The following is a 26,344-nucleotide window of genomic DNA, read 5'->3' as shown; positions in this document are numbered from 1 at the left end:
CTTAAATCCTTACATCGTGGCGTTGGTCACGCCCCCAAACCAAATTGATGATCGCTCGTGAAGCAAAAATGCCCGTAAACATACTGGTTAGAAGACCTAAGCCCAGTGTCAGAGCGAAGCCCTGAATCGGACCATTACCAATGGTGTATAGGGCTACAGCAACAATCATGGTGGTGACGTTGGCATCGAAAATAGAAGAGAACGCACTGTCAAAGCCACGATCGATAGAACTCGCAAAGCTGCGCCCTTCTTTCATCTTGTCTCGAATACGCTCGAAGATAAGCACGTTGGTATCCACCGCCATACCGACGGTTAGTACCAAGCCCGCAATGCCCGGCAGGGTTAATACCGCACCTGGTAGCAAGGCAATCAAGCCAAACAATGTGGTCATGTTCACCACCAATGCACAGTTCGCGACCCAACCTAAGCGGCGATACCATAGCGCCATAAACGTCAGAGTAAGACCAAGGCCAAGCGCCAGCGCAGCAAAGCCGTTGGTTACGTTTTCAGCCCCCAGAGATGGGCCAATAGTACGTTCTTCAATGATGGTAACGGGCGCGGTTAATGACCCCGCACGCAACAGTAACGCAAGCTCTTGTGCGTCTGCCAAGCTGCCTGCGCCAGTGATTCTGAAACGGCTCCCCAGTTGAGATTGGATGTTTGCTACACTAATCACTTCACTGTCTTGCTTGCTGTTGCCTGCTCTATCACGGCTGTATTCGCTGTAAACAGTCGCCATTGGCTTACCGATGTTATGGCGAGAAAACTCAGACATTTTCTTGCCGCCAGAAGAATCCAGTGTGATGTTGACTTCTGCGCTGCCCATCTCACCAATGCCACTACGAGCATCGATAATATGTTCGCCACTCAACACAGCCTTGCGGTCGACTACCACGCGGTTGCCATCTGTGTCCTTCAGCGTTTGAGTGCTGCGCGTTGGGTTGTCGTACACAGAATAGAAAGCAAGTGATGCGGTTGCACCAATCACATCTTTCGCTGCTGCAGGGTCTTGTACGCCCGGCAGTTCAATACGAATACGGCTTTCACCTTGGCGTTGAATTGATGCTTCTGTGATGCCTAGCTCTTCAATACGGCTGCGCATGATTTGCAGGTTTTGTTGAACCGTTAGGTTACGTAGCGTTCTTTGCTCTTCTTCAGATTGGGTTAACGTTAGCGATTTATCTGAACGATCACGTTGCCATTGTGGGAACTCTTCACGAATCAACTTTTGCGCTTGTTCGAAATCAGCATCAGTGCGGAAATTAAACTTAACTTGGTTATTCACCACTTCACCGCGTGCATAGCGGACTTCACTGGTGATCTCGTCGACCACCGCTTGAGCTTGCGCGTGATAAACCGGAGCCATATCCACTTCTAGCAAGAACTGCACGCCACCGCGTAAATCAAGGCCTAGTTGAATCGGCGCAAAACCCATATCAGTTAGCCATTTAGGTGCAGCTGGCTCCATCGCTAGAGCAACGGTTGCGCTGTCTAGTAGACGCTCATTAAGTACTTCTTTAGCTTTCGCTTGCTGCTCTGCATCTTCTAAAATCACAACTAAGCGTTTGTCTTTTTGAAAGGCTGATGTCGCTTGGATGCCTTCACTCGCGAGATATTGAGTAATTTGAGTGGCGTCGATCGTCTGTTCAGAACGGTTGCTAATTTGAACCGAGGCGTTCTCGCCATACCAAGAAGGTAAAGCACTCAGAACCATAACGATGATAGTGGCGATAAGCACCACGTATTTCCACTTTGAGTAGTGGTTGATTTGTTTTCTTGGAATGCGTTTTTTCACAGTCAAGATCTCTTCTTTTTACCAATCACAGTAAATAAGTGCTCGAAAATAGCGTAGGAAAAACGCAGTGATCGAGCATTTTAACCAGCTAGGGTGACCAGTTATTTACTACGATTGGTATAACTAATGTTTTGCGAACACGATCGATAGCTGAAACCAGAACAAGCTGATTGAACGGTAGTGATGCTAAAGCTGATGTCGCTATGTTTGTCTTGGTTAACTGGCGAGCTCAACGGGCACAAGTGACCATCGATACGACCAATTAGGGGTCAAACGATTAGCTAAGAAGTTCTCGGAAATGCGAGTATTGGATGTTGCCCTCTTTCCACCCCGAAAGCCGGGAGGACGGAGAACTCACAATGCTAGTCCAATGCTGCTTAGTATCCAACATCGGCGTGTTGAAGAGCAGAGAAGCCAGTAGTGATGGGGGAGAGAAATCGATCAGTAGATGATAAGCAGGCTCAAGGTCGGCCACGCTTTCTTGCTCGTTGCTGAGCATACGTCTAAAGGTTACCGCTTGGAGACTCGATTCAGTGTCGTGATAATTGGAACTATCACCTAAAGACGCAGTGTCAAACTGAACCTGATCGCATTCCATGTAGCTCGACGGGTTATCCGCAGCAGCTTGTTTACAAAGATTATTCTGCGAAGGCTGCTCTTGAGCGGAGTGGATTTGGAATGGCTTAGAAGGGAACGAATAGCCGTTAGAATTCACTAAGCCAAAGCTCAGTAAAAACAACATTAAGACTAATCGGGTACCTAATTTAAGCAATCTAATATCCAAACAACATTCTCGTAGATCGCCAATCTACAATACAAATGAAATGCTGTCTTGATTTAAAACATTTTTTTAGAAAATGATACGAAGCAACCGATTAAGCACCCTAGCATTTAGAATTACATGCCTTTAAATACGACCAACAACACGTAATACATTGACGTTATGAATGATGTAAAAAAAACAAAAAAGCCAAGCAGTGTGTGCTTGGCTTTGAGTCATCTATTTCTGTTTGCTTATAGCTTATTTATAGCTTTAGGCTTTAGGCTTTAGGCTTTAGGCTTTAGGCTTTAGGCTTTAGGGCGCATGATATTCTTAACCTTACGGCTATTTTCACCAAATACACGCTGCACAAGTTGATTCATGTCTTCCGCAGTGATCGACCTCGCAACACGCTTAACTTGAGACAACGCTTCGATGTCGTAACCATGAAGTAAATAACGAGATAGGTACCACGCTTGGTCGATAGAGCTCATCTCGAGAGGCGTGAAGTCAGCTTCAAACTGTTTCACTACCGCTCGCATTTCCTCTTCAGAGACACCTTGTAGAAGGTCTGCAATCACCTTATCGATCGCCACTTCCACTTTATCAACGTTCTCAGGCGCTATCATCGCACCAATAACCCACTCATGACTCAGCTCTCTATCTGCAGACGCCGAATATGCATAAGGTGAGTAATCTAAACTCAACTCTTCACGAATATAAGCATCTAAGCGAGTCGCCAGCAGTCGTTCTAGCAAGCTTTCCGTGAAGATATCTTTTGCCGTTACGCCTTGGTCGGTTTCGGTTACAGGTTCAGAGATGACTCGTAAGACGTACTCTGCGCTATTCACATTGTTGATGGCTAAATCAATACGTGATTCAGATGGCTGCTTGTAAGCCACCTTAAAGTCAGGAACCTCGGCTTTTTCTAATGGAATCGAAGCCAAGTATTGCTCAACCAAAGGCTTTAACTCACTTGGGTCGATATCACCCACGATAACCAATTGGTTATGTCTCATTTGACCAAACAGCTGCTGGTGAAGATTAGCGACGTCTTCCACAGAAACCGCTTCAACACGTTCTTTATCAACAAAGAGGTGGCCACTGTCCTGACCATAGATGTTCTGGTTTCTTGCGCGTTCAAACCGACCAACAGGGCTGCTCAAGAAAGATTCTTGACCTTGTACAAACTCCTGCTTCACTGCCTCTAACTGCTCGGGAACAATTTTAGGCGCAGTGATGAAGGTATAAAGCGCAGCAAACGTGTCTTCAAGCCCATCTTTGTTAATATTAAATTCAATACCATGACGAGTATTACCAATGAAGGAATCGGCACGAATATTTTCCCGATCAAAGTACGCTAAAAGCTCAGAGCCCGTAAACTCACCGGCACCGCTTCGAGCGAAGGTAGGTAACGCAACCTCAACCGCTGGGTACAAGCTCGGATCCAAAGCGGCTTTTCCGCCGAGGCTCATGTACATTACACCGACATCATCACCTGCCACATAATCACGCAGGTACCATATATCGATACCATTACTTAACGTCCACTTTTGGATGTATGGGTCTACGGACATTTGTTCAGCAAGTACAACCTCGCCTTGCGAGCTAGGTATAGCAAAGGCACTGGCTGTCCCAATCGCAAGCGGCGGAACTCCCGCCTCGCTATACGCGGCTTTTAAACTATCTAGAGAGTTGATGACCGCTGTTCTGTCTTCGGAATCATCCATCCCAATAACAATAAAGTAATCATCAGAAAGTAGATTCTTGATGTTGTCGTTAATCACTTCAAGGCTCAAGTTATCAATGAAGGCTTCCAAGCTGACTTGATAGTCTTTCTGTGATTGGACGATTCGATCAGTGACTAACGCACTCACTTTGTAGTTCGCGTGTTCAACGCTGTCCATTTTATCCCAGTCATGCTCAATGTTATCCAGCAAGTCTTGGTAGTAGTGCAGTTCGCCAGCAATATCCGTTTCCGAAACACCAAAATCACGCAGTGATGCCAATGTAGAAAGCAGATCTTTTTGGATAACTTCGCGGCCTCCAGTCGGAAACCCAACACTTATTGACGAATAGTACAGAGAACCCATTCGATAGCTATCAGACGCTATCCATTGAGTCGGCAGCGCGGCATCATTGAACACCGCTTCTAATCGCTGTCGAATCAATTGTTGAGCGGTTTCATCTAACCTGCGTTGGTTCTGCTGAGCATGATTGTCAACTCTATTTAAACCTCGGTTAAACGTCAGAGTGATGCTTGGCGCTTCTCTTCCTGCGTACTCAACATAATCATCTTCATTGAATGACGTCACTTTCTGTTTCTCTGGTCGCGGCGTGTCGCCACGCTCCCAGCTAGAAAACTTTTCTTCAATGAGTGGAATCACGGTTTTGATATCCACATCACCAGAAACGACCAGCTCAACTATTTGAGGTTGATACCAAGTCTGATAAAAGTTGGTGATGCCTTGAGGAGTGGCATTCACAATCGACGGTTTAGTCCCTAGTGCATCTTGCGATTGGTACGGGCCGCCTTCAATGAAGTGATCATAAAATATCTCTCCGAATGACTTATCATCGAGGCGAGCCATACGGAACTCACCAAGAACCACGCCTTTTTCTTTTTCTACTTCTGAACTTGATAGATCCAGGCCATCACCAATGTCACGCATCCACGTCAAAGCAGACTGCAATTGGATGTTATCTGGCAAATCTAACTGGTAGACCGTCTCTTCATAAGAGGTGTAGGCATTAATATCTGCACCAAAGCTAGCGCCTGCATCTTCAAATAGACGAATCACATCATTTTCAGAGAAATTCTTGCTGCCATTGAATGCCATGTGTTCCAAGAAGTGCGCGTAGCCTTCTTGCTGATGAGTCTCTTGAATTGAGCCCGCGTGCACAACTAAACGAACAGATACGGATTCTTCATGATCTGGATAAACATGATAGGTAAGGCCATTTTCTAGTTGGCCTGATGTCCATGCCGGATCCGGCTGGATTAAGGTTTCGGTGATACTTGATGTTGAACTACAGCCAACTAAGGTGAGGCATACAGCCGCCGCTAAATAATATGTTTTCATAACAACCTCTTAATGTCATTCATCGACAATATACAGATTGAGTTAACGATTATTATTTAATATTGAACCGGATGAGTATCTTTGTGATCTGGATCTTTATTTTATAAATCGCTATGCGTTATGTAAGATCGAATATACTCGTTTAAAGCGGCGTTTTGATAAGAGCCTAAAACATCCATTTAAACTTGCTAACTACATACCTTTAAAATCAATGGCTACATCCCCTTAAGCTCGTTCTCTACATACCTTTAAAGAGCGCTTGCGAAGCGCGGCTGATCGGTAACTTCTCTCCAGAAACATACGCCGACATCTGGCCTGAGAGCCCTTTCTTCACCTTATCAATAGCGGAGACCTTCACCACCACGGAGCGGTGGATCTGCCAAAACTCATCAGGATTGAGCTGAGCGATCAGTTCTTTTAGCGACACGCGAAGAATAAACTCTTCTAACGAACCGCCTTGACCCTTTTTAAATATAGACACGTACTTATCTTCCGCTTTGAAGTAGGCCACATCATCGACGGCAATAAGATGAATGTCTTCCCCAACACTGGCTTTAAGCCATGTGAGATATAGAGGTTGCTGTGAGGTTGACTGGGATAGCTGTTGAAGCTGACTCATTAACGCAGCAATATCAGGCTGCTCAGGCGTGCTACCTGATTGTGTTTGATTGCTCGACAAGCGCGCTTGAACCTTCTGACAGGTAGCGAGTAGACGCTCTTCGTTGATTGGCTTCAGTAGGTAATCCATCGCATTGTGCTCAAAGGCTTTGACTGCATATTCGTCATAAGCAGTGATGAATACCACCAACGGCGGGGAGTCTAACTTGTTCAATTGTTTCGCCAGCGAGATTCCATCGAGCTCTGGCATGCGAATATCGAGAAAAGCCACATCGGGCTTAAGCTGCTGAATACTATGCATCGCCTCTAAACCATTGGTTGCCTTACTGACGATCTCTAGTTCAGGCCAAACCTCAGCAAGGCTCTTGTCTAAATGGTGCCTTAACAGTGCTTCATCGTCTGCGATAATTGCCGTTACGTTCGGCTTTACTGCTGGGTTAGTCATTATTATTCCTTTAAATTCACACTGTAAATCGTCTGTTTGTAATCACTGTTCTTAGAGGTTCGGCTCATCGTTCTCAGATCTAGTTTCGCTAATGAGCGGTAATAAGATTGTTGATATCACCCCACCCTCAGCTTGCTCAGTGATCGTCAAGCTAGCTTTCTCACCGTAAAGAGTTTCTATTCGCTGAAGAATATTGCTAAGCCCCACACCATGGCCCGCACTATTAGAAGGGGAGTTCAGCCCAGCGCCATTGTCTGCAACTTCGATTTTTAGCTGCTGCGCTTGTTGAGTAATGCAGATCTTCACTTTACCACCCGCAGCTTTTGGCTCAATCCCATGGGTTAATGCATTCTCGACCAAAGGTTGAATCAAGAATGGCGGAATCACCTGCAAGTCGCTGATGCCATGCGCTTCAATCGAAAACTCCAATCGTTCTGCCAATCGAATTTTCTGAATATTAAGGTAAGCATCAATCAAATCGACTTCTTGAGAAACCGTAGATTGATCGGCACGACTATTTTTTAATGTCACGCGCAGTAAATCCGTCAGCTTTTCTAACATCAGCTTGGCTTTAGCGCCATCAGTATCAATTAGCACGCTTATGGTGGCGAGAGTGTTGAACAAAAAATGAGGTTCAATTTGGCTTTGAAGTTGCTTTAGCTGACTCATCACCACGACTTTCTCTTGGTCAGCTTGACGGCGTTTAGCAATCTCCAACTCATTTTCGGCTCTGAGTTGTTCGCCTCTCGTATAAAAATAGTAGTAACAAACCGAGCAGAAAATGACACCCAACAACATCACCGATTTCAGCCCAGAGAAATTGTCACCAAAGAAACCATTTAACCAATAATGTGCGTTTAACGTACCAACCGTCATCGCCACCAACATCGAGATACCCACTTCAAACACACGAGATTCGGTTTTGAACAACTTAACCAAAATGAAAGAAGAGCCGACCGCACTCAAACCAAAACCAAAGCTGATCGCGAGGTTGAGGATGAAATCGCCTCCCCATATGGTTTGCGTGGTCACAGCAATCAAAGCGCAGAAAATGGTGGTCAGAGTGAAACTCTTTGGCCACGAAAATTCACTTTTAGAAGAAGTACTCATTAAAACCGTCCTTTGATATTTAAGAGAATCATATGACTATCGGGTAAGTTGGCGTAAGCAGAATCACTTTTACCGCCTAGAAAGCGTGCAGCAAGTTCCAAATCCAACGATGAGTCGCCATTATCTAAAGCCTGATAGTTGAGCCACTGCGTAGCAATAAAGCCGCCGTCTTGTGGAGATAACATGACGTCGAATGTCGGCGTGATATCTTCAAGCCAGCCATGTGTCGAATCCAAAGACCAGTGAAACATGATGTTGTGTTGAACCAAATTGGCGTGTTGATAGCCCTGAGCGTAAGAACCAGCCAATGATGCTGTCATTGGATTAACCGACAAAGACTCAGAACTTTCTATCGCGCTTTGCCATTCAGAGTTACTCCAAGCTCGGCTATCAAACCAATATTCCAACACCACATTGTGGCCAGTGTCATTGGCCCATGTTAATCCGGCTAACGCTTGATAGGCCTCGCCCTGTTCTTCTAAGTAAACAGGTTTAAGTATGGAATCAGGCTGGCTGTAGCCAAGGCTTTGTCGCTGATAAACCATCGAACCATGAAACTCCCACGCGAGGTTTAATACCGAAACCAAACTAGCCCCGAGCAAGCCGTGGCGTACATCATCGTAATAAGCGACCCATTGATATTCGTGATCGCCCACTAAGTTGTAACGACGTATCCCAAGCCCTTGTTGCTGGTTCTGCTTTTCGAATTCATTTACGTCCTGAGAAGTCCACGAAGAATCACTGTAAAGCAGTGTCCACTCGCCCGTCATATCGAACAGTGACGCCGAGGCCACACCCGCGCCCTCTTCTGCGACAATGCCTACCGGGTTCTGGCGATAAGGCTTGATGATGTCTAACGGTCGGTAGCCATAACCCACGCCCCAATCTAGTCGAACCTTACCGAGCGTCACATCAAGGTAGTGATCCCCGAAAGCAGAATTCGACAGTTCAATACCACCTTGCCAAAACAACTCACGTACAATGAATTCAGACTCAAAGGTGGCGTCTTGTTCTTGAGGGTTGTTGCTCACAATATCATTGGCTTTCACTGCGAACAGACCAAGCCAATTGCCATAGCCAACCTCTAGATCCAGCAAACCATTGAGTGACTGACGATTATCTGATGCTAAAGGACTGAATGGCGACTCTCGCGATTCAACCGACTCAGCGCTCAGTTGCCAATCCCACGCCAAGCTCAGGTCGTCCGCTTGAATCGTGTTACTCACACAAGACAAAGCAAGCAAAGTAGCAATTGAAGGCTTTATGTGGAATCGGCAATTGGAAGCTTTCATAACGCTCACCTACAGACCAGATACGCTGTTACGCGATAAGTAAGCAGGGTTATAGTATTTGTCAGCCAAGGCTTGTTCACTCACCTCGCGGTACTCAATCACGGTTTTCTTACTTGGTTGAATCTTATCGAGCAAGGTCATCGACACCACTGTTGGTAATCCATCACGCACGCCTTCAGTAAACCAAGCTTGTTTCGCCAGTTTTCCTGAACGCAGATACAGATCCGCTTTAACTGGAAACGCTCGGTCAGCCGTTAACCACAGATCAATCGATTGATAGCTGGCACCCTTGGTTTTCGCCGCGAGCTTTAGGTGATGGGTATCGAGTGTCTCGCCAGTCGGCATCTCAACTTGTTGCTCGGCAACCCACTCACCTTGGTAATCTTCGCTCCAAGTCAGCGTAGAAATATCCCCTACCGAAGCTTCGCCAAGCAGCTTTTGCATCGGGGTAATACGAATTGGACGGCGTGACTTCGGCATCAGTAGCCAATAGTTGTCCTCTATCATCAACATCTTTTGACCCACCTCGACCGCCGACTTGAACACAACCAACGACTCTCTGTTTGGTCTTGTGTAGACGTTGTATTCTCGCGTTTTATCCAGTTGCTCGTCTTGATATAGCGCCACCAGAGAAACCACTTTAGAGGCTTGTGTGCTGTTCAACCGGTAACTATCCGCCTTGGCGATCATCTCAGTGACTTGTTGTGAATCGACGGCCCAGCTTGGTGTCGATGCTAGAACCAAAACCAATACAGAACCTAAAACAGTGATAAGCGAACGAGTAAATTTATACATAAACCAGCGCCTCCGTGATTGGCTTATTCACGCCTTTACGAGCAGAGAAATAAGCAGCCAGCAAACATATCGTCAGCACACCTAACGTGGCGTAACCAACCAATTCTAATGAAAAGTAAATGTTGAGTGGGTAACCTTCGGTTCTGCCGGGGGGAGGTGGCATTTGCACATCAATCACCAGTAACAACACCGACACCAAACCACTCACTAGCGCGCCAATCGCACTGCCAATCAGAGCCAGTAATCCCGCCTCTTTTAAGAACCCTGCGACAATTTCTGAGGGGTAGCTGCCAAGTGCCGACAAGGTGCCGATTTCACGAGTGCGCTCTGTGACTGACATAGTCATGGTGTTAAACAGCGACACGAACACCACTAATGCCATCACTGCACCCATGATGCCGAAGATCCGGTCGTAAAGATCTTTAACCTTGGTGTAAAAAAATGCACGATCTTGCCATGGGGTTATCTCGATCTCTGTACCTTGATCACTTTGGCTCGCGCTGTTTCGATCTAAAGCCGTTTGGATACGCTGTTGAACGGTCGAAGTCTTGCTTGTTTCAAATAGGAACACCGATAAGGTGCTGACTTTTTCTGAGGCCAAAAGCTCTTGAGCGGTCGTGATATGAACATACAGTTGACGCTTATCCAGCTCAGGAACCCCTGTCGAGTAGATGCCCTGCACCTTATAATCAAATGCGTTCAAAGCACCGTCACTGGTGGTCGCGAGCAGCGTTACCCAATCACCAACCGCAACTTTGAGGTTACGAGCAAGGTCGGTTCCTAGCATCACTTGTGGCTCTTGGCTGTCGTATCTTGGTGATTTCACATCCGACAGGGTTTGTCCGCTGCGCACATCTAAGAAAGGACCTTTCATGTCGAACTCACGCTCATTGACGCCCGTTCCCATAAAAATGGTCGATTTGCTGCCATTAGAAATCAAACCACTAAAATAGACTCGCGGCTGCACACCACGCACATCACTATCGCCAATGATGCTCTTGATTAAGGCTTGAACGTTATCCAGACCATTGCTCAGCGGCATGTCTTCATCTTGTTCAAAATAACCTGACGTACTCAAAGTAAGGTGGCCAGTATCACGCGCAGTCGATTCACGCAGAGATTCATAAGTGTAAAGTCCGTAACCACCTGCACTGGTGAGTGCAAATACGGCTATCGCGATAATCAACACTGAAAGCAGACTACGGCGACCGTTTCTCAATAAATTAAGCCACGCCAAACGCACCGAGGTTGGAAGTAAAAACGTGCTCATTCTTTGTGTTAGCTTGCCCATGAGATCGCCTCCGTTGTTGCGGATTGTGGCGCCAGTTGACCGTCGATAAGTTCAATGACTCGGTCACAACGCTGCGCCATTCTTGGGTCGTGCGTTGCGACAATAAAGGTGGTTCCCATTTCATGGCCGAGCTCTTTCATAATGTCGATCACAAGGTTGGCAGTGTGGCTGTCTAGGCTTGCAGTCGGCTCATCGGCAATCACTAAGCTTGGGTTGTGAATCAACGCTCTGGCTATCGCGACACGTTGCTGTTGGCCGCCTGAAAGATTGTCTGGACGGTGATGAACGTAATCTCCTAACCCAACACGCTCTAACATGTCTTGTGCTCTGGTCTGCTGTTCTTGTTTTGAGCATTGGTTCAACATCAATGGGTAAGCGACGTTCTCAAGTGCTGTCATCACAGGAACCAGATTGAAGCGCTGAAATACAAAACCCAACGACTGACGACGAAAATGCGCAGCGGCGATCTGCTCTGTCGGATACGGTTTGCCGTCAATATTGATCTGCCCTCGGTAGTCCATGTCCAACAAACCCAAAATATTCAACAGTGTGCTTTTGCCAGATCCCGACGGGCCACATAACGCCACCATTTCACCACGTTGGATGTGTCCATCGACCCCTTTTAATGCATCAACACGTTGACCACCCGTAACATACGTTTTACCGATATCGTTAAATTCAATCATTTAGTTGTCCTCTGATTGCCAATCCATTCTTAAGCGTTCGCAGCTACTATTTAGCGTTCGCGCCCATTATTTAGCATTTGCAACTGTTACTTGGCTTTGGCTATTAGGGCCTTCGCAGTCATAGTTTCGATGTTTCCGGCATCAGTACTTTCCATTTTTTCTAACCACGTTTGTGCTTGCTCGAAGTCTTCAGCACGAATCGATGCAGTAATGGCGTAACGGTAAATCCACGAGGTCGCTGCGAAATGTTGTTGTTGGAAATCATCTTCCGCAAGTAACGAGAGGAACAAGTCATAACCGCGATCAAAATGGTTAAACATGTCTGGTAAAGAGGTATAAGTCACCGCAGCCATGGCGCGAGTTAGGTAAGAATCTGGCAACCCTTGAACACGAGGTTGCTCATGAATCGGTTGGTCTTCGTCTTTCAGCAGCACCAGTGATTTATCAATGGTGGATAAGCCCTTTTCGACATACTTCATCTTGTTCCAAGGTAAGAACGCATCACGTCCCATTAAGGTTTCTGTGCTTCCTAAGTAGACCAAGGTCAGTGGCGTCGCACCGTCTTGTTGCAGCGTGTCATTTAGGCGCTCGTAAGCCACCTCAACCAAATCTTCATTACCTTGCGCCGCTTGGTTGTAGATATCGAGCACGTCTGAACTTGGGTTGGCTAAAGCTAATGACGGTGCAATTGAAGCAAGTGCAATCAGTAGTGAGCGCTTAAGCAGAGAAGCGGTAGCGCTTGAATTAAACGAGTGTGAAGCAGTCATGATTTCTATTCCCTTTCAAATGTTGACGTTGAAAGGTTAACTAGAATTTGTCACGCCGTTTTATCAATGCGACGAACGGTAGTAACAAGGAGTGAATGGTTGAGTTGGGGTGTGAGTGGAAAATTCAAGAAAGAAAGAGTAGCGAAAGAATAAAATGGATGTGCCAAAGCGGGATTAAACTTGATTTCGACCTCCTCAATTAGACTTACTTACCTGATTATTATTTTCTAAGTGTTTGAGTGTCTATATTTGCAATTGTAATGAATTTTTCCCATTTATCTTAAGGTAGAGCAACTCACGCTCTGGAAACACCGCTTGTCGCAATGATAAGAACTGTAGATAAAACAGCCTTACCATAGAGCTTAAAACAACAACACAAGGAAAGCGTCATGAATGGTAAGAACATAAGAATAATTTTGCGATGGATACACATAACTTTAGCGCTATTTGTTGGTGCAGCGTTCTATTCACCCTTAGGAAGCAATGAAGCATATCTTACCGCTACGCTATGGGGCTTAATACCAGCTCTTGCTTTAACAGGTATTGGTATGTGGAAACAGTCGTCAGTTATGAAAGTATTAAAGCCGATAAGCAAGAAGGCGCACCAGTAAGGTAAAAGATTACGCGAGAACCAATAGATCTCGCGTTTGTTCTTTTGGTTGCAACATATAAAGGTATGAGAATATTGAAGTTACTTTTTAATCATAAGTTAACGAATTATGTGCAGCTTTCAATACTTGAAGTCTTCCTGCCTCGCATAGTTTGGTTGCCAACTCATTTATGTCTAGAACTTGGATAGTCCAGTTTTTAACTCTTGGCACTTTATAACTCAAAGTGCGCTAAAACAAACTCATAATAGATAGCTCATCAAGCTCAATACTTTCTATAGCCTGATGAACTCATCCCAATAAAGTGTCCGTTTTTTAGTATGCTGATTTATTTATATAATAATCAGCGACCTTGATGATCGATTTTTTTACCTGAGCAATCTGTTTTGAATGTGGACACCAAAGGGATATGGGAACCATTATTTCTTGTTTGATCTCGTCACATTTTATCTCTACCAAATTCTCAGTCATATATTCAGATTCAATTATCGACTTTGGTAAAAGAGCCCAGCCAAAATCATCTTGGACAAGCTTAACAATGACCGCTAATTGATCAACATATTCATGTTTTGAAGAAACAACAACCTTCTCCGTCATTTTATCATCGACCATAGATTTGAGTACAAACTGGCGTAAAGATTTCATCGTTGAGAGCGTTTCGTTTGAGGGCTTAGCCGATAATTCACTTCCTGCATGAGCAAATGGAACAAAAGGCATATTCCCCAAAAAGGTAAAATCAATACTATTAATCACTTTGCTTTCGTATATATTCACAATCCCAAAATGAATGCTTCCGTCTTCGATCCCTGCTTTTATTTCTGGTTTCGTTCTGACCAAAAAATTAACGCGCATGGATGGGAAGTCTTCATAAAGCTGTCGACGAATTTTAGAAACAACGTGATGAGGTAAAAAGCTCGCATAGGCTATCGTCACCGACTCTAGCCCGCCAAATGAAAGGCTTAATGCAAATCTATCAAGAGTTTTAGCCTGCTCTAGAATTTGCTTTGCGTAATGATAAAGGAGTACTGCATCTTCAGTCGGTTCGACACTGCGGCTCAATCTATCGAATAAAGTGATCGCTAACTGGTCTTCTAAACTCGTAATTACTTGTGCAACCGTTGTTCGGTGCTTATTCAATTTTATCGCAGCTTTACTAAAAGCTTGCTGTTCATATACCGCAACGAAAGTATTTAATTGTTCAAGACTAAAATTCATATCATGCCCTGCGAGTCCTTATATTCGATAATAAATCTTACCACCAGAGTCTACATTAACCAATACAACGTATGTTTCTCTTATTAAGTGACACATTTTTATCAGCACGTTCTGACTTGAATTCAAATATCTTCCCAAATACACATTAAACATACGAATTAATATACTTTTTACCACGAGAAACCGCCCTCCCCCTTTACCGACGCTGTTTGGATGACAACGATGGTTCGAGCCCATCGCTAGAGAGTTAATGAGTCTAAAAACCTTGTGTAAAGTTGCGTCATTGCTTCGGCAACTTAACTTAAATAACTCAGGAACGTCCCATGAACACTCTAAAAATGACCGCTTTGTCTACGGCTTTACTTGCTACTATTTCTATTTCTGCATTTGCTGGCGATGACATTCAAAAAGTCGACCCATCCGATATGACTCGTGCCAGCTCTAATATGTATGTAGCAACCAGCAACAAAGGTGACCTAAAGCTATCAGGGGCACTATCATACGCTTATGACAACGGGCAGATGTCTATGTTCACATTGGAAGGTTCGATGGATAATGAAGGTAAATATAAAGACAGCCGAGCTCAATATTTCCATGTGTTCAACATAAATAGTGCTATTACACCTCGTGTAGCCGCATCATTAGATATCATTGATAATGCAAGCTTTACTACTGCTGCAGTAGGTGGTGTCGCTATTTTTAGAACTCCAATCGACTCTCTGACCTTTTTTGGCCGTGCAGCAGTGATGGGCGGTGAATATTCAGACAGCACAACAAGTGCCTTCGGTGTGACAGACAATAGCATCGTAGGTGGTATGGCTGCTGCTTATGCAGTTTGGAAGCCGGGCGCCGATGGTACTTATTTTGCAGCCTACCCAGAATTTACATACATGGATGGTGATATTGAAACGAGTACCGTTAAAACCACTCTACTCGCAGCGACTCCTTTTTCGGCAGACAAAACACGTTGGGGACAAGTCAAGGTTGAAAATACTTATGGAAGCATGGAATCAACCAATCAAAAACTAGACATTGACGACACCGTGGTTTGGTTCCAATACAAAGTATTCTTCTAAAACGACCAAAATCCATAATATGTTAAAGGTGAATCGAGAGATTCGCCTTTTTTTAGTTTTGTTTTCCTTACCTTACACCCTCTCACTCTTCTTTATTAAAATAGCCACGATTGACTATTCAGTTCGGCCTTATCTCTATCTCTATCTCTATCTCTATCTCTATCTCTATCTCTATCTCTATCTCTATCTCTATCAAATTACGCCTACATCCCATATTGATTCAACACTCAAAACCTTATTCTAGCGGCCTATTTCAATGCCGTTATTGATTGATATTTAACTGTTTACGTTTGCTAGTGCATACCTAAACCCCATCAATATAGCTTGATTCAAACGAAGCCACTCTTGAGCTTACATAGCATCCCAACACTACGCGCATTGCCAATGAGTAGAGGGTAAGGAGATCGAATGTATAGTCTGAACACAATGAGTAACGGGAAGAAGCTCAAACAATCGTATCTATATAATGTGAACTTCTTTACGCCATGGCATTGGTGTGTAACCACGAGCCTAAAGCCCATAAAAACGTTAACACAAGCGATAATGGATAGTGGTGTTGAGATGACCCAAAGATATCGTGGTACTTAATCACCCAATCACAGGGAATCAATAACCAAGTTCAACAAACAAAAAAACGCCAGTCAGGCGACTGGCGTTACAAAAAGATAAAACTCTATTCAATGATCAAATCTATCAATGATTAATCACATCAAGTGGCAATCACCGATTGCATAATTAGCGGCTAAAATATTTCGCAATCTCACGAGCATAAGTTTCTTCTTGGTTTTTGCCATTACTGGTTGAAAAGAAAGATATAACTAAGTCTTTTTCTGGTGAAATATACACACCTTGACCGCCAACACCGGCCTTGAATAAGTCGCCATCCTCAAAGATTGCATCAAATTGATAACCATTCTTGATGTTTGTGTCGTTGTAGAAAGAGTTTTCCATCATCTTACCAACATAACCACCACCGTAAGCTTCAGGGTTACCAGAGTCTTGAATTAACGTAATGACTTCTTTGCTAACACCACCATTACCCAACTTTGTGGCTGACGGAGTAAGTAACATACCGAATTTAGTCATATCTTCAATTGTGGTATTCATTGAGAAAAACATTAAAGGGTATCCCCCCTTGTGGAGAAACAACAGTGTAAGCGTCATTATTTGCCCCCATTTTCTGCCACATATCACGACTGACAATCTCATTCATGGGTAAGTTACGAACATTCTCAATAAGTCGAGCCAGAACAAACGTATTAATTGAATTGTATTCGAATGTTTTTCCGCCCGGTGCTCTTCGCTTCATTTCGGCCAGCACTTCAAGTGGGCTTTGGTTGCCTTCACCTTCAAACACGCCAATGGAAACCGCCCATTTAAACCAAGGTTGTTCTGGGTTTATACGTGAGTCTGCCTCTGGCTCATCGTGCTCTGTTGCGTTCAAGCCTGTCGCCATATTTGCAGTATCAGAAACAGATACTGTATCCCAGTCAGATCCCTTTAATTCAGGAATGTATTTAGAAATAGGGTCATTAGGGTTAACTTTGCCCTCATTGACTAACTTAGCCAGCTCTATACCTGCTGTAATTTTCGAGTTTGAAAACCAATTATGCTTATCTGTTTTTCGCATCGTGTTGTAACGTTCAAAGACAACCTCTCCACTCTTAACAACAAGAAAAGCATCGACAGGGTAAGAATCTAGGTGTTCATTTAATGTCTTGCTTTCACCGTGCACAGTCGCTGATATTTCACCAATTTCTTGGTCAATCTGATATGGGAATTGGTAGACAGGTCCATCACGTTCAATTTGAGCGGTAGGATAGAAACGGCTTAGGTTCTGCCAAGCAAACTTAGACTGTTCAATAGGAAACTGAAGTTTAACGCGATTGCCTTTTTGCAAGAAGAAGTCATGAGTGTTGTAAACATCTACATTTGTGGATGATTCATTAACGATCTCATTAGCAAACGCTGAGCCTGCAGATAGAGCCGTTACTATGGATATAGCGATTAAGCTTTTCATATGGGTTTTCCTATTGGTATATAAGTGCTGTAGTGCGAACTGTATGCAAAAGCTGCGAGCCAGTTGCCTTTGTTAATACAGACACGTTACAAGGAAAACGGAATAACGCCTCATCGCCTCCGATGGATTGCTTCCATCAAACATTGAAGTTAGATACATGAATATTGTTTTCTCGGTGGTTTACCTACCCCAAGTGATTCTAATATTTACTATATTTAGCGCTGCTATGTGTAGAGCATGAAGAGAAGTGAATTAAACGGCACATAACGATCAAATTTGGTCTAACTGTTCCCCGTTAATCACCTTTTCAATTCTAAGTTCGTTGATCAGATTTAGTGATAAAGCTCAATATCCGACGCGTCAATGACATACCCAGTTTCAATATCTTGATTGCCATCAGAAAGTGCAATCGACGTATCAACCGCCCCTGTTTTAATGTTCCCTGTCACCCATACTGGTGTGTATAAACTTTGTAATTCATGGCCTTCAGGAAATTCAACTAAAATCGTTTGGTTTACAGGTGGGGGAGGAGTGTGAATGCAAGCCCCTGCGGTTGGCACTAAAATGAACTGCTTTCCTATTAAACCTTCCATTTCGAGCGGTACTAAAAACCCGGCCAGTTTCATATCGTTAATACTAAGCTCAGGAACTATATCGTTCGCTTGTTGTGTTCTTTGTACAAGCAGCTCACGTACGTTTAAGCCAAACTTTTCAGCCAATACCACGCGTTGATTGTATCCATCGTTTTCCATTGGACTTAACTGACGCGTTTTTTGAACGGCTTCGTAGGCGTAAATCTCAGAAAGTAGCGCCTTATTCCCAGGAGAAAGAACCTGATACTGATTTTGCACAGGTCTTAATGACTCCCAAGATATCGTTTCAGCAGCTTGTGTGAACAAACTAAAACAACAAGCCATAACCATTAATAATGTATTTTTCATGTCAATGTTTTCTAATTAGAACAAGGGCTAATGAAAAAATGGCTAAGAAAGTCTTAGCCATCGTCTCGTTTTATATCAGTCAATAATATTTGAATTACAGACTTTCGAGGTTATCCATTAGTTGGTAGAAGAACCCAATAGAGCGACCGTATTCTTCAACTAAGATACGCTCGTTCACACCGTGGAAGCCTTCGAATTCTTTTACGCTTTCTAATTGTATCGCCGTCATTGTATATACATCAGGGGCAAAATCTCGTGCTTGAAAGTGCTTAGAATCTGAACCACCAATAACAAAGAACGGTGAGACAATCAGGTCATTTCCCCAAGTTTGGCGAATCGTTTTCTCCAACATGGCATAACCAGGACCGCTAGGATCCGCAACATTAGTTGCAGGCGTTGATGCTGAGATATCACGAATGGTCATTCTTTCGTCACCGATCGCTTTCTTCACATGCTCAATAATCACCTCAGGAGTGTCACCTGGCATTGGTCTAAAGTTTACAACTGCAGTTGCTGCTGGCGGTAATACGTTGTCTTTAATACCAGCATTAAACATAGTAACTGCCGTTGTGGTATGAAGCATGGCGCGAGTAACCTCATTTTTAGACATTACATCAATAAATTTTTTCTCTAGGTCCGTCACCGTGTCGTTTTCGCCATAGGCTACGGCTTTGTAAAGTGGTTGCTGCGCTTCTGGAAGTTCCGGCCCCATGTATCGGTATTGGTATCTCACCGCATCATGAATTTTGTAAGGGAATTGCGCTGCTTCAACTTTCTCAACGGCTTTTGCTAACGCGACAATATTCGATTCTTCACCCGGTTGTGATGAGTGACCACCAACACCATTGATGGCAATCTCTAGACTAACGAATCCTTTTTGAGCAATACCGATTAGTGCCGTGTTTTCACGGATGCCAGGGAATATACCAGGGACAAGAGGAGCAGATTCATCCATAACAAACGCAATTTTCTCATAGCGTTGTTCAATGATGTCAGCGGCGTGCTTAGCACCTTCTGGCCCACCAACTTCTTCGTCGTGGCCGAATACAAACAAAATGGTACGTTCAGGTTGGAAACCTTCTTTTAGCTTCATTTCAGTGGCTTCTAACAGTGCTTGAAGTTGGTTTTTGTCATCTAATGAACCACGGCCCCAGATATAACCGTCTTTAATCGCACCTGAAAACGGATCTTCTTTCCACTCATCACGAGACTCTTTTGCAATTGGTACCACATCTTGGTGCGCCATAAAAATAGCGGGAGCGAGTGATGGGTCTTTACCTTCCCAAGTGTAAATCAAGCTGAAAGGGCGCGGGTCACCGACTTCTTCTCGCTTGAGTGTTTTGTGCACTAATGGGTACGATTCTTCAAGAAATTGGTGGTAGTCACGAAAAGCCTGTTCATCAAAATCACTGCGATCTTGGTTAGAGATAGTTTGAAACTGAACCGCTTGCGATAAGCGTTGCGCAGCGCCTTCTATATCAACTTGAATATCCACTTTTTCGACGCCTTGCATTTGCATCGAACTAAAGTCTTGCTCATCAGCCCATACTGAAACACTAGCGGTCAATGCCAAAGCAGAAGCGATACTGGTAAAGAGTTTTGATGGTTTTGTCATGATTTGACGCCTTAATTAGGTAGAAAGTAAATCTGTGTTTTTGGTTTATGCGGCAATTATTAATGAACAATACTGACCAAACCAATCTCTAGCGAAGGACTCAACCCATCAGAAGACGTTGGTAACAACTTGTAGTGGATGAGTAAAATCTTTGTAGTGGATGAGTAAATCGAGCATGACTTTCTAGGGGAGGACGGTTTTTACAGTCGCGGAAATGATCCGAGATCACCCTGTGGCGTTAAATTCGTAACAAAATTTTGTTCAATGGTGAGTTTCAGAACAAACGCTTCTCTGTATTTCTAAGTTATCTTAGGCAAAAAAATAGCCGCTAATCTGCGGCTATTTTTTATTATTGAAACGAAGCTTCGATGACTTTTAGCCTCTTGTGCTTCGTATCTTCTACTTCTTAATTTCTTCTATTTCTTTGTCTCTTCAACCGCGGTTTTCCACCTGCCATGAACCTGCAGCGCCGTTTTTAAGGCAATCAACCAGCGTTGGGGTGTCCAAACCTGATTTTTCAGCAAGTACTAAACCTCCAGAAAGGCCATCCAATACACCTGCGATGCAGTTCTGATTAACCATTTTCGCGCGTTGGACTTGACCGACTTTACCCTTCAGAACCGACGATTTAAATTAGCCTACTTTTTTAATCATCGTCGCTGGATTGTAACCTTTCTCGCCTTTGCTAACTGGCTCACTCGGGTTGTAATGGCGTATAAGAACATTAAATTTACCGGTCTTATTACCTTCCATCGTTGGGATATTGTTTGGTTGACCTTCACACCCAAAACGGAGAGTGTAGGTTCCATCGCTGTTCATTACGGGGACCATTTCACTCGAAATATTGGCTTTATCGTTAAACATTCGCCCATCAGCGTTATATACGGTCGCAGACCAGAATGAGCCAGCCTTCGGATCTTTGAAAGTGGTCTCATAACATGCATTCGCATCGAAGTACTGGCTGGTTTGATAGATATTGTCTTCGACCATCGCGCCCCCCCAACCGCCAGCTGCGCCAACGTAATTCATATAATCAGTTTGGCCGCTTTCTTTGTTACCAAACGCCTTTGATTGGTCATATCCGTCACTGAAATCTATGTTGCCAGCTTTATCCGTGGTACTGAACGACGCCATGTCCCACTCTTTTACTTCAAACGGCTTCTCACTGCCTGTTTCAATCTTCAGGTTACGGCGTGCGTCATCTTCAAGAGCGCGGACAATGACAAATGCGTGGTCGGTTTTTGAACTGATTTTATGACGACCGGAACCGTAGATCATTGGCTGTGTCTCGTGGTTTTCGTCCACGACTTGCAGTGACACATATTGGTCAGTTTCTGGAACAGTCACATAGACATCATCGTTCGACATATCGATGACAGAAACGGAATAAAAAGTGTCTCGATTCATTCGTACAACGAACTGCTCTTCTGGAACGCTGCTCGGCACTGGCATCTCAAAGAATGTATTAATACCACCGGCTTTCTCTACCACCGAGCCGAGACGCATGTTGGTGTATGCCTGAGCAAAATTATCTTCCGTGACGATAGTTGGCGCTGCAAAAACGCTGGTTGAGAATAAAGCGACAGCAGTAAGAGGGAATAGCTTTTTCATAATAGCGACCTTTATATTTCAAAGTGAATGTCATTTGGAAGAGTATTATTTGCTCTGCCGATAGTGATTACTTTATACTTCCCAAAAGGAAAGTGTGGAAAATAGGACTTGCCCAAATGGAAAGTATAGACCTGAATTTGCTGCGTACTTTTGTATTGCTGTGTCAGTCGAACAGCCTGAAAAGGGCGGGGATGAAGCTAGGGATCTCTGAGAGCGCAGTCAGCAAGCAAATGACCAAGCTCAGAGATCAATTAGGGCACCCACTTTTCGAACGCACCACTGAAGGACTAAGGCCAACACATTATAGCAAATCTATTTTGCCCAATATTGAACACGCCTTGTCCTTGATGCACTCTGCTACTTCACCTGTGACATTCGATTCTGCCACCTATGATGGGCCAATCACTCTTGCTTTTTTCGCCTACACACTGGAGTTTTCAGGTGTTGATCTATTTAGGGAACTCTCGAAAACGTTTCCCAAAGCGCAAATAGAGCTGAAGACTTGGGCATCAGATACAGAGCAAAAGTTAGAAGAGGGTGACATCACTCTAGGTGTGCACTTTTTAAATGAAGACCGCAGTATGAATATCTTCCAGAAACGCATCATGGCCGATCAACTGGTGATCGCCGTTTCAAAGTCATTGGGGAAATTAACATGGGAAGAGGCGTTGCAATTGCCTTTTATCAAGATCCGCAGTCAAGGTTGGAATGAAGATCGTTACCGATATTTAGAAATGTTGAAAAGTAATGGTATTGAGCCTCACATCAGTATCACGGTAGACAATTTTTCAGTTGCGAGGCAAATTCTAGAGCAGGGGGAACACGCCTGCGTACTAAGCGATAGTTGGAAGGATGCTTCGCTTAATACCATAGAGCCACCCAAAGAGTTTAGGATCGATCTAAACCTTGTATCCTGCATGCGCCTTGTCGATCGCCAAAGCCCCCTAAATCTTGCCGTTCATGACGTAATAAAAAGGGTTATGCTTCAATCTAGATAGGCTTTAATCTAGATCGTTAGTGCCCCGAAGCGAGTTAAAAAGGCCCGTTATCGTTTCACACAAACAAAAATAGCCGCTAATCAGCGGCTATTTTAGTTATCTAAGCAAAGTTTTTACGACTTCTTCGCTGCGACTGTTTCTTCGTTTCTTCTACTTCTTCGTCTCTTCAACCACGGCTTTCATCAATACTGATGTATCCATGCGGCCTTGTCCTTCGGCAGACAGTGCCTTGTATGCGTTGTTGGTTTTTTCAGTCAATGGAAGTTGGATACCTTGGCGCTCAGCTTCATCTAAGCAGAATCCCAAGTCTTTGATCATCCAATCAATTGCGAAACCGAAATCGAACTTGTCTTGCGCCATTGTGGTGGCGCGGTTTTCCATCTGCCATGAACCAGCTGCGCCGTTTTTAAGGCAATCAACCAGAGTTGGGATGTCCAAACCTGATTTCTCAGCAAGTACCAAGCCTTCAGAAAGGCCATTCAATACACCTGCGATGCAGATCTGATTGACCATTTTCGCGCGTTGGCCTTGACCTACTTTACCCATCAGAACCGACGACTTACCGTAAGCTTTGAACACAGGTTGAAGTTCATCAAACAAATCTTGTTCGCCACCACACATGATGGTTAACACGCCGTTTTCTGCGCCCGCTTGGCCACCAGACACTGGTGCATCCATAAAGCGAACACCCGCTTGCTTCGCGGCCACTTCAAGCTCTTCAGACAGTACTGCAGACGTTGTGGTGTGATCGACAAGAATCGCGTTAGGCTTCATTGCTGCTAGTGCGCCTGTTTCGCTGGTCGTCATGCTGCGTACGTCGTCATCGTTGCCAACACAGACAAGTACAACATCCGCATCTGCTACACATTCAGCTACGCTTTCTGCGGCTTTACCTTGGTGTTTATCAGCCCAGTCTAGCGCTTTACTGTGAGTGCGGTTAAATACCGTTACTTCAAAACCGGCTTTGACTAGGTGGCCTGCCATTGGAAAACCCATAACGCCTAGCCCGATAAAACTTACTTTCATTCCTTTCTCCTTTTATTTGACCAAGTCATCACTATGGAAAGATCGAACACTCTCAATCAATGCATCGATAAGCAGGGTCAAAGCCTTTGGCTGATATTTTCTTTCTTTGTACACTAAATACGCTTGGCGATCACCCCGATGATACTCAGGGAGCACTTGAATCAGATTCATCTCTGGAGATACATGGCGAAAAGGCAGTGAAGCAAGCCCCAACCCCTTCAGCGCTGCGGCGGCCACAGCATTGATGTCATTAACAATAAACTTCGGTTTAATCGTCACCATCTGCTCTAAGCGGTCGGATTTGTAGAGCGGCATATCAAAAACATCATCGACATTAATCCAGTCGTGGTGCTCTAGATCACCTGGATTTTTAATCGCACTGTGGGAATCCAAATAATCTGGGCTCGCAAAGAAACCGTGCTTGGCTTTAAACAGTGGTCGAGCAATCATGCCTTCCATGTCGGAAATCTTAAACGTAATCAACAAATCACGATCAGTTTGAGGAACCACTTGCTGCTGACTCAGAGTTAAATCAAGCTGCACATTGGGATACTCAACAAGATATTGCTCAATGGTCGAACGTAGAAAGCCACTGTAGAAGTTATGAGGCACTGCGAGCTTTATCTTACCTTGAATCGCATCGCGCTCCTCAAGCAAGCTACTGAAGCCTTGATGCAGCGATTCCATACCGCTGCTCAACGCAGCAAAGGCCGCCTCGCCATCTTTAGTGGCCATCAACTCACGACCTTTCTTTTCTAAAAGTCGGATACTCAGGCGATCTTCCAATGCGGTTAATCGACGCGACATGGTCGACACAGGTAATTGCAGGCGTTTCGATGCCGAAAGCAAAGAACCCTCTTCAACCACTGCACAGAATAAAAACAGATCATCAATGTTTCCAAATATGGAATTCATACTTCTATATGTGCCTATTTTTCTCATTAATGGATAGATGTAACCTTATCTCATCAACAACAGAAAATCACGGGAGAAACATACAATGAACAATAAACAATTTTGGGTAACTTCTATTTTGTCTTCCCTGACCATGGCAATGATTATGTCTGGGGTTATCTCAGGCTACAAAATAGGGTTCAGCCACGAATGGCCGCCTATTTGGCTACAAAGCTTCTTTATTGCTTGGCCTTGCGCATTAACACTCAACCTAACCGTACTGCCATTGATTCGAAAATTAGCAGCGTGGATATGTAAGCCAAGAACTAAAACGATGCCTAACCCATTACCTGAAACTTCAACTTCACCTGAAACGACTAACTAAGTCGATCACGAGTCTAGGAGGATCATGTCGCTATCATGGAACGATGATCAAGGGGAATTCGACCAGCGGTTCCGAACAGATACTGCGAACGGGTACAGTGAGTAAAAACAGTAAGCAATCACAGAAGAAGACCAAAGAAAACAGCCAACACTCAGAGGCACACTTTTAAGTTCTTCTATCTCTGAATAAACGGCATAAAAAAACCGAGCACTAGGCTCGGTTTTTTTTATTCTACATTCTACTCACAAGAGCAAAGCTATCAATTTAGATTGATATTAAAGCTCAGCGTTGTGGTAAACCTGCTGAACGTCATCACAGTCGTCAAGCATGTCTAAGAACTTCTGGAACTTCTCAGAATCTTCTTCAGCTACTGGCGTAGTTGTTTGAGGAACGAAAGTGATTTCCTCAACGTCCAGAGTTAGCTCTGGGAACGCAGTGTGTAGTGCAGTCTTCGTTTTGAAGAACTCAGTCGTTGGAGCGAATACAGTGATAACACCGTCTTCTAGCTCAACGTCAGTCACGTCTACGTCTTCCATCATTAGCGTTTCTAGGATGATCTCGTCATCTTCGCCAGCAAACTGGAATACAGCTTGGTGAGCGAACATGTGAGAAACAGTACCTTCAACACCGATTTTCGCGCCAGTCTTAACGAAACATTGGCGAACGTCTTGGAAAGTACGGTTGCCGTTGTCAGTTAGACAGTCAACGATTACGCTTGTGCCACCAGGGCCGAAACCTTCGTAACGAGCTGGTTGGAAGTCTTCACCGCCGCCGCCGTTCGCTTTATCGATCGCTTTGTCGATAACGTGAGCGGGTACTTGGTCTTTCTTAGCTTTAGCAATCAGGTGCTTAAGAGGTAAGTTCATGTCTGGGTCAGAGCTGCCGTTCTTAGCCAGTACGTAAATCTCTTTACCGTATTTAGAATAAACTTTAATTTTTGCGCCTGCAGTTTTCGCCATTGAGGCCTTGCGCACTTCAAAACTTCTTCCCATCGGGATCTTCTCTCTGATTCAATTAACGGAGCAAATTCTAGCAAATTACTGTGTCATTTCAATTCTACAGCTTTGCTGGGTAAGGTTTATGTGCGTTTATGCGACACCCATTACCCGCTTGTATTTTTCTACAGACTGATCAAACCAAGCCTTTTCTTCTGGGTCACCTAGCTTCATTGCTTCTTCAACAATGGCTTCAGGGCCACATTTCGCCTGCTTCAATTTCCATACAAGAAACGATGCCTGCTTATCCAGTTCGATTTTATTTTTCTCACTGGGTGGAAGGAGTGAAAGGTTGATAGACATTATTAGCCTTCGTCT

The 26,344-nt window shown here is 44.3% G+C and carries 23 protein-coding genes and 2 pseudogenes; 5 read left to right on the top strand and 20 right to left on the bottom strand.

Features of this window, described 5'->3' with window-relative positions; all coding sequences use genetic code 11:
• Position 1 precedes the first annotated feature (1 nt).
• The 10 genes from secD to AC3CH4_RS18440 form a co-directional block, all read right to left on the bottom strand.
• Positions 2-1,801: a protein translocase subunit SecD gene (gene secD, locus AC3CH4_RS18485; RefSeq protein WP_237290000.1), complete on the bottom strand. Its 1,800-nt coding sequence runs from the start codon at positions 1,799-1,801 to the stop codon at positions 2-4.
• Positions 1,802-2,072: 271 nt separating this feature from the next.
• Positions 2,073-2,537 (bottom strand): hypothetical protein, encoded by a 465-nt coding sequence (locus tag AC3CH4_RS18480; protein ID WP_010432361.1) that lies wholly within the window; start codon positions 2,535-2,537, stop codon positions 2,073-2,075.
• A 326-nt stretch (positions 2,538-2,863) separates the two neighbouring features.
• Positions 2,864-5,638 (bottom strand): M16 family metallopeptidase, encoded by a 2,775-nt coding sequence (locus tag AC3CH4_RS18475; protein WP_488544243.1) that lies wholly within the window; start codon positions 5,636-5,638, stop codon positions 2,864-2,866.
• A 238-nt stretch (positions 5,639-5,876) separates the two neighbouring features.
• The gene (locus AC3CH4_RS18470) at positions 5,877-6,701 is read right to left on the bottom strand and encodes a LytR/AlgR family response regulator transcription factor (RefSeq protein ID WP_488544242.1); all 825 of its coding nucleotides are present in this window, start codon (positions 6,699-6,701) and stop codon (positions 5,877-5,879) included.
• 51 nt (positions 6,702-6,752) lie between these two features.
• Positions 6,753-7,811 (bottom strand): sensor histidine kinase, encoded by a 1,059-nt coding sequence (locus tag AC3CH4_RS18465; protein WP_488544241.1) that lies wholly within the window; start codon positions 7,809-7,811, stop codon positions 6,753-6,755.
• A complete protein-coding gene (locus AC3CH4_RS18460) occupies positions 7,811-9,103 on the bottom strand; it encodes a hypothetical protein (protein ID WP_488544240.1) in 1,293 nt (430 codons plus the stop codon). The genes AC3CH4_RS18465 and AC3CH4_RS18460 overlap by 1 nt, the downstream gene beginning before the upstream one ends.
• 9 nt (positions 9,104-9,112) lie before the next feature.
• Positions 9,113-9,898 (bottom strand): outer membrane lipoprotein-sorting protein, encoded by a 786-nt coding sequence (locus tag AC3CH4_RS18455; RefSeq protein ID WP_488544239.1) that lies wholly within the window; start codon positions 9,896-9,898, stop codon positions 9,113-9,115.
• Positions 9,891-11,189 carry an ABC transporter permease gene (locus tag AC3CH4_RS18450; RefSeq protein ID WP_488544238.1) on the bottom strand — a complete coding sequence of 433 codons (1,299 nt, stop codon included), beginning with the start codon at positions 11,187-11,189 and terminating at the stop codon, positions 9,891-9,893. Before AC3CH4_RS18450 ends, AC3CH4_RS18455 begins: the two co-directional genes overlap by 8 nt.
• Positions 11,177-11,875 (bottom strand): ABC transporter ATP-binding protein, encoded by a 699-nt coding sequence (locus AC3CH4_RS18445; RefSeq protein WP_488544237.1) that lies wholly within the window; start codon positions 11,873-11,875, stop codon positions 11,177-11,179. Before AC3CH4_RS18445 ends, AC3CH4_RS18450 begins: the two co-directional genes overlap by 13 nt.
• 86 nt (positions 11,876-11,961) lie before the next feature.
• The gene (locus AC3CH4_RS18440) at positions 11,962-12,642 is read right to left on the bottom strand and encodes a hypothetical protein (protein ID WP_488544236.1); all 681 of its coding nucleotides are present in this window, start codon (positions 12,640-12,642) and stop codon (positions 11,962-11,964) included.
• A 389-nt stretch (positions 12,643-13,031) separates the two neighbouring features.
• Here AC3CH4_RS18440 and AC3CH4_RS18435 point away from each other — a divergent pair, with 389 nt between their 5' ends.
• Entirely contained in the window at positions 13,032-13,253 is a 222-nt protein-coding gene (locus AC3CH4_RS18435; RefSeq protein ID WP_054546072.1) for a hypothetical protein, read from the top strand.
• 312 nt (positions 13,254-13,565) lie between these two features.
• Here AC3CH4_RS18435 and AC3CH4_RS18430 read toward each other — a convergent pair whose 3' ends face one another.
• Positions 13,566-14,465, bottom strand: coding sequence for a LysR family transcriptional regulator (locus AC3CH4_RS18430; protein ID WP_017075582.1), 900 nt, complete (start codon positions 14,463-14,465; stop codon positions 13,566-13,568).
• A gap of 323 nt (positions 14,466-14,788) precedes the next feature.
• Between AC3CH4_RS18430 and AC3CH4_RS18425 the strand changes: the two genes are divergently transcribed.
• Both AC3CH4_RS18425 and AC3CH4_RS18420 read left to right on the top strand, forming a co-directional pair.
• Positions 14,789-15,541, top strand: a complete 753-nt coding sequence (locus tag AC3CH4_RS18425; protein WP_488544235.1) for a hypothetical protein — start codon at positions 14,789-14,791, stop codon at positions 15,539-15,541.
• Positions 15,542-15,651: 110 nt separating this feature from the next.
• On the top strand, positions 15,652-15,810 hold the full coding sequence (locus AC3CH4_RS18420) for a hypothetical protein (RefSeq protein ID WP_488544234.1): 159 nt from the start codon (positions 15,652-15,654) through the stop codon (positions 15,808-15,810).
• A 466-nt stretch (positions 15,811-16,276) separates the two neighbouring features.
• Here AC3CH4_RS18420 and AC3CH4_RS18415 read toward each other — a convergent pair.
• The 5 genes and pseudogenes from AC3CH4_RS18415 to AC3CH4_RS18395 all read right to left on the bottom strand — a co-directional run bounded on the left by AC3CH4_RS18415 (position 16,277) and on the right by AC3CH4_RS18395 (position 21,728).
• A pseudogene (locus AC3CH4_RS18415) lies at positions 16,277-17,561 on the bottom strand (serine hydrolase domain-containing protein).
• Between the two features lie 332 nt (positions 17,562-17,893).
• Positions 17,894-18,502, bottom strand: coding sequence for a DUF3299 domain-containing protein (locus tag AC3CH4_RS18410; RefSeq protein ID WP_341634323.1), 609 nt, complete (start codon positions 18,500-18,502; stop codon positions 17,894-17,896).
• A gap of 94 nt (positions 18,503-18,596) precedes the next feature.
• On the bottom strand, positions 18,597-20,117 hold the full coding sequence (locus tag AC3CH4_RS18405) for a M20 family peptidase (protein WP_017075587.1): 1,521 nt from the start codon (positions 20,115-20,117) through the stop codon (positions 18,597-18,599).
• A gap of 438 nt (positions 20,118-20,555) precedes the next feature.
• Positions 20,556-20,747 (bottom strand): annotated as a pseudogene (locus AC3CH4_RS18400) (NAD-binding protein); the annotation flags it as partial.
• A gap of 3 nt (positions 20,748-20,750) precedes the next feature.
• Positions 20,751-21,728 carry a DUF1254 domain-containing protein gene (locus tag AC3CH4_RS18395; RefSeq protein WP_488544233.1) on the bottom strand — a complete coding sequence of 326 codons (978 nt, stop codon included), beginning with the start codon at positions 21,726-21,728 and terminating at the stop codon, positions 20,751-20,753.
• A gap of 116 nt (positions 21,729-21,844) precedes the next feature.
• On the opposite strand from AC3CH4_RS18395, the gene AC3CH4_RS18390 reads away from it, so the two are divergent.
• Positions 21,845-22,726, top strand: a complete 882-nt coding sequence (locus AC3CH4_RS18390; RefSeq protein WP_488544232.1) for a LysR family transcriptional regulator — start codon at positions 21,845-21,847, stop codon at positions 22,724-22,726.
• Between the two features lie 150 nt (positions 22,727-22,876).
• On the opposite strand, the gene AC3CH4_RS18385 is transcribed toward AC3CH4_RS18390, so the two are convergent.
• Together AC3CH4_RS18385 and AC3CH4_RS18380 are read right to left on the bottom strand one after the other, a co-directional pair.
• Entirely contained in the window at positions 22,877-23,752 is an 876-nt protein-coding gene (locus AC3CH4_RS18385; protein ID WP_372244565.1) for an NAD(P)-binding domain-containing protein, read from the bottom strand.
• Positions 23,753-23,764: 12 nt separating this feature from the next.
• The gene (locus tag AC3CH4_RS18380; RefSeq protein ID WP_488544231.1) at positions 23,765-24,667 is read right to left on the bottom strand and encodes a LysR family transcriptional regulator; all 903 of its coding nucleotides are present in this window, start codon (positions 24,665-24,667) and stop codon (positions 23,765-23,767) included.
• Positions 24,668-24,752: 85 nt separating this feature from the next.
• Between AC3CH4_RS18380 and AC3CH4_RS18375 the strand changes: the two genes are divergently transcribed.
• A complete protein-coding gene (locus AC3CH4_RS18375) occupies positions 24,753-25,031 on the top strand; it encodes a DUF2798 domain-containing protein (protein WP_488544230.1) in 279 nt (92 codons plus the stop codon).
• A 275-nt stretch (positions 25,032-25,306) separates the two neighbouring features.
• On the opposite strand, the gene AC3CH4_RS18370 is transcribed toward AC3CH4_RS18375, so the two are convergent.
• Both AC3CH4_RS18370 and AC3CH4_RS18365 read right to left on the bottom strand, forming a co-directional pair.
• Positions 25,307-26,023: a YebC/PmpR family DNA-binding transcriptional regulator gene (locus AC3CH4_RS18370; RefSeq protein ID WP_004732617.1), complete on the bottom strand. Its 717-nt coding sequence runs from the start codon at positions 26,021-26,023 to the stop codon at positions 25,307-25,309.
• Positions 26,024-26,119: 96 nt separating this feature from the next.
• A complete protein-coding gene (locus AC3CH4_RS18365; protein ID WP_004732615.1) occupies positions 26,120-26,329 on the bottom strand; it encodes a DUF3283 family protein in 210 nt (69 codons plus the stop codon).
• Positions 26,330-26,344 lie beyond the last annotated feature (15 nt).

The organism is Vibrio sp. QJM3NY_26 (genome assembly GCF_057786005.1).
This window is presented reverse-complemented; position numbering and strand designations above follow the sequence as displayed.